General features: G+C 41.4%; 18 protein-coding genes. 8 read left to right on the forward strand and 10 right to left on the reverse strand.

From position 1 onward, the window contains the following. Positions 1 to 59 precede the first annotated feature (59 nt). Positions 60 to 539, reverse strand: a complete 480-nt coding sequence (locus PSH48_RS11330; RefSeq protein WP_024033120.1) for a DUF2947 domain-containing protein — start codon at positions 537 to 539, stop codon at positions 60 to 62. Between the two features lie 60 nt (positions 540 to 599). On the opposite strand from PSH48_RS11330, the gene PSH48_RS11335 reads away from it, so the two are divergent. From PSH48_RS11335 to PSH48_RS11345, 3 genes are read left to right on the forward strand one after another with little or no spacing between them, the layout of a single operon-like run. Next, a complete protein-coding gene (locus PSH48_RS11335; protein ID WP_029774266.1) occupies positions 600 to 839 on the forward strand; it encodes a DUF1653 domain-containing protein in 240 nt (79 codons plus the stop codon). Positions 840 to 891: 52 nt separating this feature from the next. Then, positions 892 to 1,740, forward strand: a complete 849-nt coding sequence (locus PSH48_RS11340; protein ID WP_273611594.1) for an AAA family ATPase — start codon at positions 892 to 894, stop codon at positions 1,738 to 1,740. A gap of 1 nt (position 1,741) precedes the next feature. Then, the gene (locus PSH48_RS11345; RefSeq protein ID WP_273611595.1) at positions 1,742 to 2,929 is read left to right on the forward strand and encodes a vWA domain-containing protein; all 1,188 of its coding nucleotides are present in this window, start codon (positions 1,742 to 1,744) and stop codon (positions 2,927 to 2,929) included. Positions 2,930 to 3,621: 692 nt separating this feature from the next. On the opposite strand, the gene PSH48_RS11350 is transcribed toward PSH48_RS11345, so the two are convergent. The 7 genes from PSH48_RS11350 to tkt form a co-directional block, all read right to left on the reverse strand. Next, positions 3,622 to 3,936 carry a helix-turn-helix domain-containing protein gene (locus PSH48_RS11350; RefSeq protein WP_004586175.1) on the reverse strand — a complete coding sequence of 105 codons (315 nt, stop codon included), beginning with the start codon at positions 3,934 to 3,936 and terminating at the stop codon, positions 3,622 to 3,624. Beyond that, entirely contained in the window at positions 3,923 to 4,255 is a 333-nt protein-coding gene (locus tag PSH48_RS11355; RefSeq protein ID WP_054982728.1) for a type II toxin-antitoxin system RelE/ParE family toxin, read from the reverse strand. The genes PSH48_RS11350 and PSH48_RS11355 overlap by 14 nt, the downstream gene beginning before the upstream one ends. 78 nt (positions 4,256 to 4,333) lie before the next feature. Beyond that, a complete protein-coding gene (locus PSH48_RS11360) occupies positions 4,334 to 4,789 on the reverse strand; it encodes a GNAT family N-acetyltransferase (RefSeq protein WP_064385272.1) in 456 nt (151 codons plus the stop codon). Between the two features lie 71 nt (positions 4,790 to 4,860). Continuing rightward, positions 4,861 to 6,096, reverse strand: coding sequence for an NRAMP family divalent metal transporter (locus tag PSH48_RS11365; protein WP_064385273.1), 1,236 nt, complete (start codon positions 6,094 to 6,096; stop codon positions 4,861 to 4,863). Between the two features lie 142 nt (positions 6,097 to 6,238). Continuing rightward, a complete protein-coding gene (gene hpf, locus PSH48_RS11370) occupies positions 6,239 to 6,595 on the reverse strand; it encodes a ribosome hibernation-promoting factor, HPF/YfiA family (RefSeq protein WP_024033129.1) in 357 nt (118 codons plus the stop codon). A gap of 178 nt (positions 6,596 to 6,773) precedes the next feature. After that, positions 6,774 to 7,088, reverse strand: coding sequence for a pyrimidine/purine nucleoside phosphorylase (gene ppnP, locus PSH48_RS11375; protein ID WP_024033130.1), 315 nt, complete (start codon positions 7,086 to 7,088; stop codon positions 6,774 to 6,776). Between the two features lie 257 nt (positions 7,089 to 7,345). After that, positions 7,346 to 9,337 carry a transketolase gene (tkt, locus tag PSH48_RS11380; RefSeq protein ID WP_029774273.1) on the reverse strand — a complete coding sequence of 664 codons (1,992 nt, stop codon included), beginning with the start codon at positions 9,335 to 9,337 and terminating at the stop codon, positions 7,346 to 7,348. Between the two features lie 304 nt (positions 9,338 to 9,641). On the opposite strand from tkt, the gene metK reads away from it, so the two are divergent. The 5 genes from metK (at position 9,642) to serA (ending at position 14,190) form a co-directional block, all read left to right on the forward strand. Further along, on the forward strand, positions 9,642 to 10,793 hold the full coding sequence (gene metK / locus PSH48_RS11385; RefSeq protein WP_004586168.1) for a methionine adenosyltransferase: 1,152 nt from the start codon (positions 9,642 to 9,644) through the stop codon (positions 10,791 to 10,793). Between the two features lie 308 nt (positions 10,794 to 11,101). Continuing rightward, positions 11,102 to 11,644, forward strand: coding sequence for a hypothetical protein (locus PSH48_RS11390; protein ID WP_029774274.1), 543 nt, complete (start codon positions 11,102 to 11,104; stop codon positions 11,642 to 11,644). 19 nt (positions 11,645 to 11,663) lie between these two features. After that, the gene (locus tag PSH48_RS11395) at positions 11,664 to 12,260 is read left to right on the forward strand and encodes a 5-formyltetrahydrofolate cyclo-ligase (RefSeq protein WP_004586166.1); all 597 of its coding nucleotides are present in this window, start codon (positions 11,664 to 11,666) and stop codon (positions 12,258 to 12,260) included. Between the two features lie 37 nt (positions 12,261 to 12,297). Next, the gene (gene rpiA, locus PSH48_RS11400; protein ID WP_004586165.1) at positions 12,298 to 12,951 is read left to right on the forward strand and encodes a ribose-5-phosphate isomerase RpiA; all 654 of its coding nucleotides are present in this window, start codon (positions 12,298 to 12,300) and stop codon (positions 12,949 to 12,951) included. Positions 12,952 to 12,960: 9 nt separating this feature from the next. Next, on the forward strand, positions 12,961 to 14,190 hold the full coding sequence (serA, locus tag PSH48_RS11405) for a phosphoglycerate dehydrogenase (RefSeq protein ID WP_004586164.1): 1,230 nt from the start codon (positions 12,961 to 12,963) through the stop codon (positions 14,188 to 14,190). A gap of 86 nt (positions 14,191 to 14,276) precedes the next feature. On the opposite strand, the gene PSH48_RS11410 is transcribed toward serA, so the two are convergent. Next, the gene (locus PSH48_RS11410) at positions 14,277 to 15,209 is read right to left on the reverse strand and encodes a hypothetical protein (RefSeq protein ID WP_273611596.1); all 933 of its coding nucleotides are present in this window, start codon (positions 15,207 to 15,209) and stop codon (positions 14,277 to 14,279) included. A gap of 75 nt (positions 15,210 to 15,284) precedes the next feature. Beyond that, positions 15,285 to 16,670, reverse strand: a complete 1,386-nt coding sequence (radA, locus tag PSH48_RS11415; protein ID WP_004586161.1) for a DNA repair protein RadA — start codon at positions 16,668 to 16,670, stop codon at positions 15,285 to 15,287. Between the last annotated feature and the right edge of the window lie 207 nt (positions 16,671 to 16,877).

The raw sequence follows: 16,877 nt of genomic DNA on the forward strand, positions 1-16,877 counted from the left end.
ACAATTAGGTAGCTGTTTTATAGCACAATAGCGGCTATTTTTTAAGCGCACTTGTCAATTTAAGCGCTTGGCTTTTCACCTAATTTAGCAATGCCGCTTTCTAAAAATTGCACCACGGTATTACGCTTTTTACCAATTAATAAACTGCCATCAGCTAAAAACATAAAGTTTTGCCAATTACGTTTAAATACATCAAAGGTGGTTTCTATAACGTTATCGCGTGCCATACAAAAATAAACGGTGGTATTAGCCTGCCAATCTAAATGATCCAAAATAGCTTGCGGTAAGCTTTCGTCGCCATTTTCCCACGCATCTTCCCAATTTACTTCATCGCTAAAGCTTTCTTCTTTACCGCACCAATCGGTTTTATCAAAAAAATCGGGGTGGTCGAACTCGCGGCTCACCATAGTGCTCCAAAGCACCGCAGCACGTTCGCTGGTCATTGGCTTAATACGCGCAGCGTCTTCTTCAGATACAGGGAGGTCTTTATGACGAAAAACCCAGGCTTTTTTGTGATCATCGAGCGAAATATAATTCATAGTGTTGGTGTATTCTTTGGCATAATAAAAAGCAAACGCAATTATACAAGAGATCAAAACATGACTACAGCAATAAAACCGCTTTCCCTCAAACCAGGGATATATCAACACTACAAAGGCCCACAATACAAAGTATTTTACGTAGCAACACACAGTGAAACCGACGAGCAACTAGTTATATACCAAGCCCTGTATGGCGAGTACGGCATGTGGGCACGCCCACTAAGTATGTTTTTAGAAACTGTTGAAAAAGATGGACACACTATTCCACGCTTTGCCTACCTTGGAGCTGCAGATTAACTATGGCATTATAATCACATACAACACTGATCAGACCAGGCAAGGGGAACCCGTGCAATTTAATTCTACCGACAACTACATCGCTAGCAGCTCGCTTAAACAGGCTGTAAATGCCGCTATTATGCTTGAAAAACCCTTATTAATTAAAGGTGAGCCAGGTACAGGTAAAACCATGCTGGCTGAAGAGCTTGCTAAAAGCTTAGATACCGAGCTTATTCAGTGGCACATTAAATCAACCACTAAAGCACAACAGGGCTTGTACGAATACGACGCGGTATCGCGCCTACGCGACAGCCAATTAGGCGATGAGCGCGTACATAACATTGGCAACTACATTGTTAAAGGTAAGCTGTGGCAAGCGTTTAACTACGCTGAACTTAACGGCAAACGCCCAGTGCTTTTAATCGACGAAATAGACAAAGCCGACATCGAGTTCCCAAACGACTTACTGCTCGAACTTGATAAAATGGAGTTTCATGTTTACGAAACTAACGAGCGCATTGTAGCGAAAGAACGCCCTATTGTGATCATCACGTCAAACAACGAAAAAGAACTACCAGATGCCTTTTTACGCCGCTGCTTTTTTCACTATATTGATTTTCCAAGCTGCGAAGAAATGCAGCAAATCGTTGATGTGCACTACCCTAACGTTAAACAAGATTTAGTTCGCCAAGCACTCGAAGTATTTTTTAACTTACGTGAAGCCAACGGTCTTAAAAAGAAACCTTCCACCAGCGAACTGCTGGATTGGTTAAAGCTTTTAATGGCCGAAGATATAGACGCTAAAACACTGCACGATAAAGCCCAAAAAGGCGGCTTAATGCCGATGTTTGGCGCACTGCTTAAAAATGAGCAAGACATAAGCCTCATCGAAAAACTTGCGTTTATGAGCCGTCGCTAACATGCTAGTACAGTTTTTTTTCACGCTGCGCAAATACCGTTTACCTGTAAGCCTACGCGAGCTACTCGATTTAATAAACGCCTTAAAAAAAGGCGTTATATTTGCCGATGTAGATGGCTTTTACCATTTAGCGCGCACCATAATGGTAAAAGACGAAACCCATTTTGACAGGTTCGACAAAGCCTTCAGCGACTATTTTAGCGGTATTGCCGACCTTGATTTGCTCGAAAGTTTAAAACAACAGCACAACTTACCTAAAGACTGGTTGCGTAAAGAGTTTGAAAAACACCTAAGCGATGAAGAAAAAGCCCAGCTAAAAGCCATGGGTGGGCTCGACGAGCTCATGAAAACCTTAAAAGAGCGTTTAGAAGAGCAACAAAAACGCCACGCAGGCGGCAATAAATGGGTGGGCACTGGTGGTACATCACCTTTTGGTGCTTACGGCTATAACCCAGAAGGCGTGCGTATAGGGCAAGACGGTAACCGTAATCGCCAAGCGGTAAAAGTGTGGGATAAGCGCGAATACCGCAATTTAGACTCTGATCGCGAAATTGGCTCTCGTACTATTAAACTCGCCCTTAAAAAATTACGTAAATTTGCCCGCACAGGCGCAAGTGACACCCTTGATTTAAACGAGACCATTCGCGCTACCGCCAAACAAGGCGGCATGCTGGATGTAAAAATGGCACCCGAGCGCCACAATGCCGTTAAAGTATTAATGCTGTTTGATATTGGCGGCTCAATGGATGACTACATTCATACCTGCGAAGAGCTATTTAGCGCAGCCCACAGCGAGTTTAAACATTTAGAGTTTTACTACTTTCATAACTGTTTATACGAGCACGTTTGGCAAGACAATGCGCGGCGCCATTCAAACATCATCGACACCATGACACTGATTAATAAATTTACCAGTGATTACAAAGTTATATTTGTAGGTGATGCCACTATGGGCCCATACGAAATAGCCTACCCTGGCGGCTCGGTAGAGCACTACAATGAAGAGCCCGGCAGTGCATGGTTGCAACGTATAACAAATCACTTTGATAAAGTCGCCTGGCTCAACCCACAACCTGTTGAACATTGGCCGTACTATCAATCGATTGATTTTATTAAGCAACTGATGGATAACAGAATGTACCCGCTGAGTTTAGATGGAATAAGTAATGCAATAAAAGAGCTGAGTTAGAATGTTAATTTACGAAGGCTCAGAACTAGCAGTGGAGCTTCAGGCGTGAACCTATAACGTTGTTGGGTGGCGCCTTTGGCTTAACCAACCTACCTTTAGACGTAGGTCGGATAAGTGGCGAAGCCGCGCCATCCGACGATAATGATGAATTAACTAGAAACAACCCGACTTACTGCGCTAAATATGAGCTGTTGAAATTTCAAGCAAGGAAAGGCTAAATAATGATACCTACCCTTATCCTATAAATTATTATTTGCACTCTTCTATATAAGGTTATAATATAAACATATAACCAAAAGGAATATGGTTATAACAAAAAAGCCTAAGCGATTATAAATCAACTTAGGCTTTCTTTAGGTATTGACCATTTGTAAATTGCTAATGCCATACCCTTTTGCGTGAGAACTAAAGGTTAGCATTAGCACGGTAAAATGGTCAATTAATTTAAACCATTTGACCGAGAGGTGCATCATGCAAATCACGATTAAAATTAGTGAGAAGTTTTTAGCTGATTTAGTAAGGTTAGTTACTTCAGTTTCTCCAATCTTGTTAATCATCAATAACTTTATGTGACAATTATTTAACTGATAAAAAGAAAGGATTCTTTTTATATTTCAACATTATACCTTGTAGCTCAACTGCGCTTTATTCATTTTAAAACATAATAAAAATCGTATTACAGTGTCAAAGCCCTACAATTCAGCTATATGATTCAATGTTTCAGGATGTCGCTGCACAAGCTTTAACAAGGTAATTGCTTGCCCATTCGGTGCACTACGCCCTTGCTCCCAGTTTTCGAGTGTTCTTGCTGATGTATGTAGAATGTTTGCAAATACACCGCGCGACATATTAAATGTTTCTCGAATATTTACTATTTCATCGGGTGAGATAGCAAGATCGTTAATATCATTTACTGCATGAGTACGTAACGTTAGCTTTCCTTGTGAATGCGCTTTAGCATCATCAAGTGCTGTCGTTAATTCTGAAAATAAATCACGTTTGCTCATTGCGCCATACCTCTAAGAATTCTTTTAATTGCTTTTTCTGATCTGCTGTTAAATCGGTTACTTCGTTTTTACTGTAAATAGTGAGTAGATAAAAACGTCTTTTGTCGTCCAAGTAATAATATATAACTCTTGAACCGCCACGCTTACCTTTTCCTTTGCTCGCAACTCGAACTTTACGTAAGCCGCCTGTTCCTTGAATCACATCGCCCTGTTTTGGGTTAACCATGAGGTCTGCTTGAAATAAACGATATTCGTCATCACTCAAGTACAGCTCTCGGTACTTTTCAAATATGCTTGATTCAACAAATAGGCTTTTCATACATAGAAGTATACGCAGATAGCGTACAAATTCAATTAAAGATTTTAAATGGGCGGCAGCTGGTATCTTTTGCTTTAGCTAAAGCACTTTACTCATAAACAAGCTATACGGATCTAGCTGATAATCACCGAACGGCTCGCACTCTTTAAAACCAAATTGAGTGTAAAGCTTTTGCGCAGGTAAAAATGCTTTTGCTGTTCCAGTTTCTAGGCTTAACTTTTTATACCCTCGCAGTGTTGCTTGCTCAATAATATGCGTGAGTAACTTAGCGGCTATGCCTTGGCGTAAATAGTTGCTTGAGGTGCGCATTGATTTAATTTCGCCATGCGTTGTATTTAGTGCTTTTAAAGCACCAACACCCGCTAAATTATTATCAATCCATAAGCTATAAAAAATTATATCGGGCTGAGTGAGTTTAGTTACATCCAGCGCATGTACGCTTTCAACAGGTGAGTGTTTTAGCATATCGTTATGATGCGCTTGTAGTAACTTTATAATGTGTGGGTTTGAAAGCTCGTCTGTTCTAATATCCATTTACACCCCATTTAACCCTTGAATTTAATGCTTTAGGGCTTTAATTAAAACCCTAAAGTAAATAGCTATTTTTAAGCTGCTAGCTTCCACACCACAAACGCAACAGCAAAACCAACCAAGTACACTAAGCCTAACCAGGTTAAGCTGCGCAATAGTACGCTGTGTTTAATGGCGGGCTCTGAGCGCACTAAACTAAAGTTAAGCCATGCAAAAACGGGGGTAGTGACAAAAGCAAGTGTCATGGCAAAGGTAAGCATTGGCCCCAGGGCCGATTTAAAAAATAAAATAACGGCCATACCGGCAAAGGCCTGCAGTACTAACCAAATATTTAAACTGTGTTTAGATTGCTTAAAACCAAGTAATTTATGTGACTCGTTAAGTGTACGGGCGTAGCCATCAAGCACGGTGAGTGTAGTGCCAAACATACATAAAAAAGCAATGGCTGATACAAGTGGCCTTGCCCACTCGCCAATAGTCAGTGCGTACATATCAATAAGCTGTTTAGCAAAGGCAACACCGCCAAGCTCAATACTGCTGCTTTGCCCATATTGCACCAGCACACCTAAGCTAAAAAATACCAATGCTAAACAGGCTGTTAGCCAATAGCCTACGTTAAAATCGAATAAGCCTTGGCTTTTAGTAACCGTTTGCTGAGTTTGTTTTTCTTTGAGCCAAAGCGAACTAAGCGCTGATATTTCTATGGGTGCTGGCATCCAGCCCATTAACGCGACCATAAAGCTCAGCATAGCCAACTCGTAAGGTGATGGGCCAATATAGTCAGCAGGAGCCATTGGGCCGTTACTAAACGCGATAACCAGTGCAATAACAGTAGCTAACGTTAATAGCCCCATAATGCCTTTAGCAACGCTGTCGAGCGCTTTAAAGTGCCCAAGTAATAAAATAGCTAAACACACGGCCAATAATATCCAACACAGTAGCGTGACTTCTATCACTATTGGCAGTGCATAATGCAGCAAGCTTGCAGTCAGTAATAACACCCCTGCGGTATTAACTATGGCGGCCAATATATTTAAGCCAATAAAGCTATAAAAATAGACAGGGCCTTTATTTTTATAGCCTTCTACTAAACTGTTTTTGGTTGCTAGGGTGTATTCCATACCAAAGCGAAAAAACGGGTACTTTAATACGTTAACAACGAGAATTAGCCAAAACAGTTGCCAGCCAAATAGCGCGCCAGCTTGAGTAGATGCAACTAAGTGAGAGCCGCCAATTGCTGCGGTTGCCATTAAGATACCAGGGCCTAGTGCGCCCAATCGAGATTTCCAAGAGGTGTGTGTTTGCTGCATTAATTTCTCAAATTATGTGTGTTATTCGCTCTGGTTATTAATTTTCATAATTAATAACACCGAAGGCTGAATAACTTACCTAAATTAAAGGCAATAAAAAAGAGCCGTAAGGCTCTTTTTTATAGTACTTTGGGACTAAATCTTATTTTAGTTCCATCTCTTGGATGATTTCGTGCGCTATTTCTGGCGTTGTGCTTACAGGCTTTTCGTGTAAATTTGCTTTTATTTGCCCTTTTCGATGTTTTAGTGCTGCATCGAGTTTTTTAGCTGCGCTTGCAATCGCCGGGTACATAACTTCGTTTTCCCCTTTTACCGATATACGCGCACCTTCGTAATTTGTGCTAATTTCTGCTTGGATTTTGTGATGCTCTTTAGACAATATAATGTCGAGTGCGATAAGTGATGGAAAGTGGCTCTCGATTTTTGAAAACTTTTCGTTGATATGCTCTCTAATAGAGTTAGTAACGTCTACATGGTGACCAGAAAGATTAATTTTCATAGGGTATCCTTTTATTTGTTACCTCATAAATAGTATTGGGGGCTATTTAGATTAACACAAGGAAAAAGCACTGATTTTTGAAATTAATTTGTTACTTAAACTGATTTAAATTATAAGTTGTGCAAAGTTTATGCAAAGCCCATAGGGTATGGGCTTTCAGACGTCTAGCCTTTAGCGTTTAGTCTGTGTACGAACAACAATAGTCAGCAAAATCACTCACTTTTACTTTAAAGCTAACATTGGCATCAACGTTAAATGATTCGCCCGCGATAAATGTTTTCCACTGCGTTTCGCCAGGTAATAAAATATCCCATTGGCCGCCTAACAGCTCCATGAGTTCTTTTTTGCTTGTATCAAATACAAATTCGCCTGGTTGCATAAAGCCTAGCGTTTTGGTTGTGCCATCGTTAAATACCACGGTACGGCTTGATACTTTACCGTCAAAATACACGTTCGCTTTTTTAATTACGCTTACATTTTCAAACTGAGACATCCTCACTCCTGTTGTATTATTTTATTTAATCGGCCACCACCTTGCCTGATAGGTCATAGCCTTGCAAGAAAAGCGCTGTGAAAATTACTCATCTGAAATTAAAACACAAAAGGCTTTAAGCCAAAAAAGTACTACGTATTACAAGCAGTGTGATTGAAGTATCTTAAGGCTACTACGCCACTTTATAACTCAGTCAGCAAACAAAAAAGCCCGCCCTGTTTTACACAGGGCGGGCTTTTAAATATTAAAGCTAACGGTTAAAACAACGCGTTTGCTTTATTTACAATGTTCTCTACTGTAAAGCCAAAGTACTCAAACAGCTCACCAGCAGGTGCCGACTCACCAAAGGTAGTCATACCTACTACTGCACCATTTAGGCCTACGTACTTGTACCAGTAATCAGCAATACCTGCTTCTACTGCTACGCGGCGTGTAACGGCTGCCGGTAGTACGCTTTCTTTGTACTGTGCGCTTTGCTCTTCAAATACATCAGTACATGGCATAGATACAACACGTACCTTTTTACCTTGGCTGCGTAGCTCTGTTGCAGAGTCTTGTGCTAGTTGCACCTCAGAACCTGTTGCAATAATAATTAGCTCTGGCTCGCCGTCACAGCTAAGGATGTAACCACCCTTTTTAACATCTGCTAATTGCTGAGCGTCACGCGCTTGTTGCTCAAGGCCTTGGCGAGTAAAGATAAGTGATGTAGGACCATCTTTACGCTCAATAGCTTGTTGCCATGCAATTGCCGACTCAACTTGGTCACACGGGCGCCAGTTGTATAAGTTTGGCGTTAAACGCATGCTAGCAATTTGCTCTACCGGTTGGTGAGTTGGACCATCTTCACCTAGGCCGATTGAATCGTGCGTGTAAACAAAAATGCTTGGTTGCTTCATTAGTGCAGCCATACGTACCGCATTTTTTGCGTATTCAACAAACATTAAGAACGTTGCACCGTAAGGAATAAAGCCTTTATGAAGGGCAATACCATTCATAATTGCCGACATACCAAACTCACGTACACCGTAGTAAACGTAGTTACCGCTTGCATCGTCTGCAGTTAGCCCTTTAGAGCCATCCCAAATTGTTAAGTTTGAGCCAGCTAAATCGGCTGAGCCACCCATGAATTCTGGTAATAACGGGCCAAATGCATTTAATGCATTTTGCGACGCTTTACGAGATGCAGGATTTGCAGGGTTTGCTTGTAGTTGCTCTATGTATGCTTGAGATTTTTCAGCCCAATCGCCTGGAAGTTCGTTGTTAATACGGCGCTTATATTCAGCTGCAAGCTCTGGGTATGCTTTTGCGTATGCTGCAAATTTTTCGTCCCAGCTAGATTCAAGCTGTTGACCTTTTTCTTTGCTATCCCACTGTGCGTAAATATCATCAGGGATTTCAAATGCACCACCAGACCAGCCTAAAAATTCGCGAGACGCTGTAATTTCGTCATCACCTAATGGCGCGCCGTGACAATCGTGGCTACCAGATTTGTTAGGTGAACCGTAACCAATCACTGTTTTACAACAAATTAGTGATGGTTTGTCGGTAACACTTTGAGCCTCTGCTATTGCAGCACTAACAGCATCGCTGTCGTGGCCATCAACGTCACTTATTACATGCCAGCCGTACGCTTTAAAGCGTGCTGGTGTATCGTCGCTAAACCAACCTTCAACTTCACCATCGATTGAAATACCGTTGTCATCCCAAAAAGCCACTAACTTGCCAAGGCCTAATGTGCCAGCAAGTGAACATGCTTCATGAGAAATACCTTCCATTAAACAACCGTCACCCATAAATGCATATGTGTAGTGATCAACAATGTCGTGGCCTTCACGGTTAAATTGTGCAGCAAGCGCTTTTTCAGCAATCGCCATACCTACCGCGTTTGTGATCCCCTGACCTAGTGGACCCGTAGTAGTTTCAATTCCCGGTGCATAACCGTACTCAGGGTGGCCTGGCGTTTTAGAATGCATTTGACGGAAGTTTTTAATTTCATCAAGTGGTAAGTCGTAACCAGTTAGGTGCAATAGAGAATAGATAAGCATTGAACCGTGGCCATTTGAAAGAATAAATCTGTCACGGTCAGCCCACTCTGGATTAGTTGGATTATGCTTTAGATAATCGCGCCATAATACTTCTGCGATATCGGCCATGCCCATAGGGGCTCCAGGGTGGCCAGATTTGGCCTTTTGTACTGCGTCCATTGACAAGACGCGAATAGCATTTGCAAGTTCTTTGCGAGATGGCATGAATTCTCCTACCTTTATGTGTATTTGCGCGGGTACTTATGTGTTCGTTAATACCCTTAAGTAACTTAAGAGCTGTTATAGCAACCATTCTTACTTAATGTGGGTGCAGTGTGCAATTAAAAACCCCATAAAAATGGGCTATTATGAATATTTTTTAAGACCAAAAAGTTATTACTCATTTTATTTAGACGTCTAGGCGTAAAAACACTATGCAAGGTGTTTTGTTTTAGATAAAATACGCCCCTTAATTTTTTAGCGCTAATACCGACGTTTGTGAAGCGCAATATTTGTGAGCAGAAATACAATGGCAAAACATTTATTTACTTCTGAATCTGTTTCTGAAGGTCATCCGGATAAAATCGCCGATCAAATCTCTGATGCGGTACTTGATGCTATCCTAGAGCAAGACTCTCATGCCCGTGTTGCGTGCGAAACTTACGTAAAAACCGGTATGGTTATGGTTGGTGGTGAAATTACCACTAGCGCATGGGTTGATATTGAAGAAATTACACGTAAAACAGTACGTGAAATTGGCTACACGCATTCAGACATGGGTTTCGATGCAGACTCGTGTGCAATTTTAAACACTATTGGTAAGCAGTCTCCTGATATTAACCAAGGTGTTGACCGTACTAGCCCAGAAGAACAAGGTGCTGGCGACCAAGGCTTAATGTTTGGTTATGCATGTAACGAAACAGAAGTACTAATGCCTGCGCCAATTACTTACTCACACCGTTTAGTACAGCGCCAAGCGCAAGTACGTAAAAGCGGCGAGCTTAACTGGTTACGTCCAGATGCAAAATCTCAAGTAACTTTTGCATACGAAAACGGCAAGCCAGTAGGTATTGATGCAGTTGTACTTTCTACTCAGCACGCTGAAGAAATTTCGCAAAATGACTTAGTAGAAGCCGTGATGGAAACCATCATTAAGCCGGTACTTCCTGCCGAGCTTATTACTAGCGCGACTAAATTTTTCATTAACCCAACGGGTCGTTTTGTAATTGGCGGACCTATGGGCGACTGTGGTTTAACAGGTCGTAAAATCATCGTAGATACATACGGTGGTATGGCACGTCACGGTGGTGGTGCTTTCTCAGGTAAAGATCCATCAAAAGTTGACCGCTCAGCTGCATACGCCGCACGTTACGTAGCTAAAAACGTAGTGGCTGCAGGCCTTGCTGATAAGTGTGAGCTACAAGTATCTTACGCAATTGGTGTAGCAGAGCCTACCTCTATCAGCGTTGAAACCTTTGGTACAAGCAAGCTTGAAGAAGGTCGTTTAATTGAGCTTATTCGTGAGCACTTTGACCTACGCCCTTACGGCTTAATTCAAATGCTTGATTTAGAGCGCCCAATTTACCAACCAACAGCGGCATACGGTCACTTTGGTCGTGACGAATTCCCATGGGAACGTACAGATAAAGCAGACGCACTTCGCGCAGCTGCAGGCCTTTAAGCCAAAATGCATTAAATAATAAACGGCCCTTTTAAGGGCCGTTTTTATATCTAAAGCAAAGGCTAATTATGCGCTTTATATCAATTGCATTAATTTAGTTATTTATCATAGCACCCAGTAAATAGTGCAATAACAAAGGAATTTACGGCGTACAGTTATTTTATATAAATAATTTTAACGCAGTCAGTGCGCTATTTAATACGCTAAACTAATCGTGTTTTGAATTAAATTGGTATTAGCTAGCCCTCGAATTTCGTACGGTTTTAGGTATATACTCTTTGCATAATAAAAGCTTAAGGGATAAGTAAATGGCCAATAATTTTCGCGTTATGTTTGTAGGGCTCGCCGAGGGCACTGAGGCTAAAACGGCCTGCGTAAATTTAGCAAGTAAGCTAAAAACGTCTGAAGATAAAGTAACTCAGTTTTTTAATGGCAAAGCACTCTTTGCACCTAGCAATAAAGACAAAGCCTTAAAGCAGGCCAAATTACTGGCAAGCCTAGGCATTAAAAGTAAGTTACAAGCCACAGGTGAACTACCCACTCAAAGCCCTAGCGCAGCTAGTCAGCGTGATGAACGGATTTTTGATGCCCTTGATTACATAACGAGCAGCCTGATCCGCCTAGAAGAAAAGCTAGAAGAGCTAGAACAAAGACTTCCAACCAATGAGCTAAAAAGCCCTACAGACGAAAGTGATGAGTGGCAAGAAGATGATCTAATGCTTGACGAGCAGCTCGATGAACCCGTTAAAACGCGTAGCAATACTTTGTTATATTCACTGATTGCCACTGCCGTTTTACTACTTATTGTGCTTGCTGTTTACTTAGCTTTTCCTGATTTAGTGTCTATTTAATCAAAGGTGCGTAATTACAATGAGCAATAAACGTACACACATACGCCAATCTATTCGCCAATTACGCAATAATCTATCAAAAAAACAGCAAGAAAAAGCCGCGGCACAGCTAAAGTTGAATTTTACTCAACAGCTAAATAGCGATAAAACAGCCTCAAAAAAACATATAGCCATTTACTTTAGTAACGATGGAGAATTAGATACATCATTGTTAATTAATGAGTTATGGCAACAAGGCCATACCCTTTACTTACCCGTTATACACCCATTTAATGGGGCTACTTTGCTGTTTCAACGCTATGAAAAAAACTCACCCATGAGGGCAAATCGCTATGGTATCTTGGAGCCTAAGCTGAACTGCTCTCAAATATGCCCATTAACTGATTTAGATTACTTACTGATGCCACTTGTAGCATTTGATAATCAAGGTAACAGATTAGGTATGGGGGGTGGATTTTACGATAAAACACTGGCGCAATTACACGCTTACAATTGGCAAAAACCGCAACTTATAGGCTTAGCACATAGCTGCCAAAAAGTAGATGCACTGCCAATTGAATCGTGGGATGTTCCACTTAAAACCATTATTACTCCCGATAAAATTTATCACTGGTAATAAACACCCACTACACATTTGAAATATGAGCATAACAATGACGCAAGACGAATTAAAAAAAGCAGCTGCGTGGGCTGCACTCGAGTTTGTAAAAGAAAACACCATTGTTGGTGTAGGGACAGGCTCTACCGTAAATCATTTTATTGATGCCCTAGGCACAGTAAAAGACACCATAACGGGTGCGGTATCTAGCTCTGAGGCTTCAACAGCGCGTTTACACGCGTTAGGTATTGAAGTGTTTGAGCTAAACGATGTAGATGCTCTTGATGTATACGTAGACGGCGCAGATGAAATTAATGCCCAAAACGAAATGATCAAAGGCGGCGGCGCAGCACTTACCCGCGAAAAAATAGTCGCAGCCGTTGCAAAACAATTTGTCTGTATTGTTGATGACACAAAATTAGTAGATACATTGGGCGATTTTCCGCTTCCGGTAGAAGTTATACCCATGGCACGCAGCTACGTAGCGCGTGAATTATTAAAACTTGGTGGCGACCCTGTGTACCGCCAAGGCGTAGTAACCGATAACGGTAACGTTATTTTAGATGTACACAATTTAAGTATTAGTAATGCCAAACAACTTGAAACACAAATTAATTCAATTGTTGGCGTAGTTACCAACGGCCTATTTGCGATGCGCGGCGCTGATAAAGTGATTATCGGCACTAAAAATGGGCCACAAATTAAATAGGATGAGGTTATGAGTAAGGTATCGTTAGCAAAAGACAAAATTAAAATTCTCTTGCTTGAAGGTGTTCACCAAAGCGCAGTAGAAACGCTTAAACGTAATGGTTACAGCAACATCGACTACGTAAAAACATCGCTACCTGAGGACGAACTTAAAGAGCGTATTAAAGATGTGCACTTTGTAGGGCTTCGTTCTCGTACTCATATTAACCAAGCAGTTTTAGACTCAGCTGAAAAGCTAGTAGCCATTGGTTGTTTTTGTATTGGTACTAACCAAGTTGACTTAAACTCAGCTCGCGAGCGCGGTATTGCAGTATTTAATGCACCGTTTTCAAACACTCGTTCAGTGGCTGAACTTGTACTTGGCGAAATACTATTACTATTACGTGGTATTCCAGAGCGTAATGCAGCAGCGCACCGTGGCGGCTGGTTAAAAACAGCAACTGGCTCGTTTGAAGCGCGTGGTAAAACGCTCGGGATTATTGGTTACGGCCACATAGGTACACAGCTTGGTATTATGGCTGAAAACATAGGTATGAACGTAGAGTATTACGACATTGAAGATAAGCTCTCTTTAGGTAATGCAACACAAATTCATAACCTAACACAGCTTTTACAGCGCGCTGATATTATTAGTTTACACGTACCAGAAACACCGCAAACTAAAAACCTAATTGGCACAGCAGAACTTGCCGTAATGAAGCAAGGATCAATACTAATTAACGCTTCACGCGGTACTGTAGTGGATATTGATGCACTTGCCGAAGCACTTAGCGAGAAAAAGCTAAGCGGCGCAGCTATTGATGTATTCCCTGTTGAGCCAAAATCTAACGAAGAAGAATTTGTATCGCCACTGCGTGAATTCGACAACGTTATTTTAACGCCGCACATTGGTGGTTCAACCCAAGAAGCGCAAGAAAACATTGGTATTGAAGTAGCCGGTAAATTAGCTAAATACTCAGATAATGGTTCAACTATTACAGCGGTTAACTTCCCTGAGGTTTCGCTACCAGAGCTTGCTAACCGTAGCCGCTTATTGCACGTACACCACAACCGCCCTGGCGTACTTACGCAAATTAACCAAGCGTTTGCCCAGCACGGTATTAACATTGCCGCTCAATATTTACAAACTGATGAATCAATTGGTTATGTAGTTATTGACGTAGATACCGATCAGTCAGAAGTTGCACTTAAAGAGCTAAGTGCAGTAGAAGGTACAATTAGAGCGCGTATTCTTCACTAAGCTATCAGCTAAAATAATAAAAGCCGTACTTGATTAATCAAGTACGGCTTTTTTGTATTAAACAGGCTGCTGAGAGCTGTTCGCTATTACTCGCCTTTAACTTCTAAGTTAACGAATTTAACTAGCTCTTCTGGCTGGCCAGCTAACATCATTATTTGCTGGTTTACTTCCATCATGGTTTTACCTTCAGGCAATTTTGCCGATATGCTTAATGAGTTTAAACCTTTGGCAAAATCAGTCAGCGCCTGTGCTATTTCTTCAGTTACGGGAGCTTGCTGTAACTGTTGCTGTAGCGTCATTTGCATTTGCTCAAGCGTCATACCTTGTTTTTCAAGCTCGCTCACAAATAGCTCTTTTAATTTGCCTTGGTTATTAAGTACTAAATTAATATTTCGTGGCTCAAGCTTACTCATAGCTTGCATAACTAAGGTTTGCTGTTGTAACTCTTGCTCGTACGTGAGCGGCGTGTCACCTGCTTCTTGCTGTGCTTTGCTTATCGCAAGGGATGCGTCCATTAATGCTTTAGAATTGGCAAGGCCTACATCCATATTAAAACTAGCAATATCTTTTGCATCTAGTTTTAAAACTACGTCGCTGTCGCCAGATTGTTCATCGTAATCGAGCGATGAGCTTAAGTCGTAACTTGCAGAGGCAAGCATTTCGTTTGTATCTGCAGGTAGTTTTGCTACAAAGTCTTTATCGAACTGAAAGCTTTTTACTATAAACGATGTATGTGGCGATATTTTATCGGTTTCATAACCGGTTACTTCAATACTTTGAATATGCGCTACGTTATCACCTTCAGGGCTAATTACTTCCATGTTAGTAATTTCAACACTTTTAGAAATAACACTTGCCGATAAACCCGCGTATTTAAATGTTGCACCGGTTTGATCGCTCACTAAAGCAAGCTGCTTGTCTACTTCGGTACGTACTTCTTGAGTTGCTACATAGTTTGCGTAGCTAACACCGCCTACGCCGGCTGCAACAATGGCTATGGTTATTACGAGTTTTTTCATGCTATTTCCTTATTCTGTTCTGTATATAAATTGTGTTTGCTCAAGAGTAACATTGCACAGCAGCCGCTGTAAGCGTTAATTAATTAAACTCAGTAACTCGTGCACGGTTTTTACTGGCGTAATTTTAGCCCCTAGTCCTTCCATCGATTTATGGTAATTACGAAACGGAATAAATATTTCAGTAAACCCATGCTGTGCAGCTTCTTTAACCCGTGGTACACCGCTGTCGATTGGGCGCACATCGCCGTTTAAACTAAGCTCTCCCATAATGCAGGTTGTACGCGGTACAACAAACTCGTTTAAGCTGCTTAAAAGCGCGGTTACTAACGCTAAATCAATACAGGTTTCGGTTTCATCGATTCGTAAGCCGCCCACAATATTAAAAAACGTATCGTGAAATATTTTAGTTTTGGTGTGTTTGCGTAAAATACCAGTGAGCATTTTTATTCGGTTCATGTTTAAACCCACGCACACACGCTGCGGAAATTCGGCTTCGGTTTCGGTGGTTAAACATTGTATTTCGAGCAATAAGTTACGGTTACCTTTTCGGATACACGTAATAGTAGAGCCTGGTGATTCAGTACTTGATCCCGATAAAAAAATCTCGCTGGGGTTATCAACACTTAGCATGCCGCGTTCGCACATTTTAAAAATGCCTACGGTATCAATATCACCAAAACGGTTTTTGTTAGCTCTAAGCGTACGTACCTGTCCATCATTCGTGTCAATGTGCAATAAGGCATCCACTATATGCACTAATGTTTGCGGCCCTGCAATTTCGTTGTTTTTATTAACATGGGCAATAATAAACATAGTGACATCGTTTTGCTTACAATACTGAGTGAGCGCTTGCGCGGCACTTTTTACTTGCGAAGGCGAACCGGGGCTGCCATTTGCAGTGTCGGTTACAACAGCTTGAATAGAGTCGATAACAGCAAACTTAATTTTATTTTTATCAAGCTCTTCAATAATGGTTTCTACGCTAGTTTCAGAAAGTAAATAAAGCTCATCGGCGTTATAGTTAAGCTTTAAGCGGTTTACACGGTTTTTAAACTGCGACAACGACTCCTCAGCAGTACAGTAAAGTGATGGCATACGCTGCGACATTCTGGCTACTAAATCAGATAACAGCGTTGTTTTACCTGCCCCTGGGTCGCCCGATATAATATTAACCGAGCCCGTGGTTACGCCGCCGCTTAGTACACGGTCAAGCTCGCCTATTTCTGTTAGCTGCTTTTCGGCCTCGGTGGTGGCTACATCATCAATTTTTTTAGAGCCGCCACCAATGCCACCTGCATAACCACCAACGGTTGCTCGCGCAGCGGCTTTTTTACTTTGCCCTGCAGAGGGTTTAAATTCTGCCAACGTGTTCCATGCACCACAGCGACACTGACCTTGCCAACGTTGGTAGTTCATACCACACTCTGTACAAACAAATTCTACTTTTGCCGCCTTAGCCATTTATAACCTTACCTACTATTCTTTAATTTAAAATGCATACATTTAGTTGTTTATTTTATCATGGGGAGAACGACATAGCAGCGCTACATTGCTAAAGCCACTCTAGGATCTATATTAGAAACAAACACATGTAATTTTCTCTTTTACTTTAAGTTAGGGCATACTTATTGCTTTTAAATACTTTAAAGTAACTTGCCAACAAATTGG

The organism is Pseudoalteromonas sp. Angola-4 (genome assembly GCF_028599265.1).
GTDB lineage: Bacteria > Pseudomonadota > Gammaproteobacteria > Enterobacterales > Alteromonadaceae > Pseudoalteromonas > Pseudoalteromonas atlantica.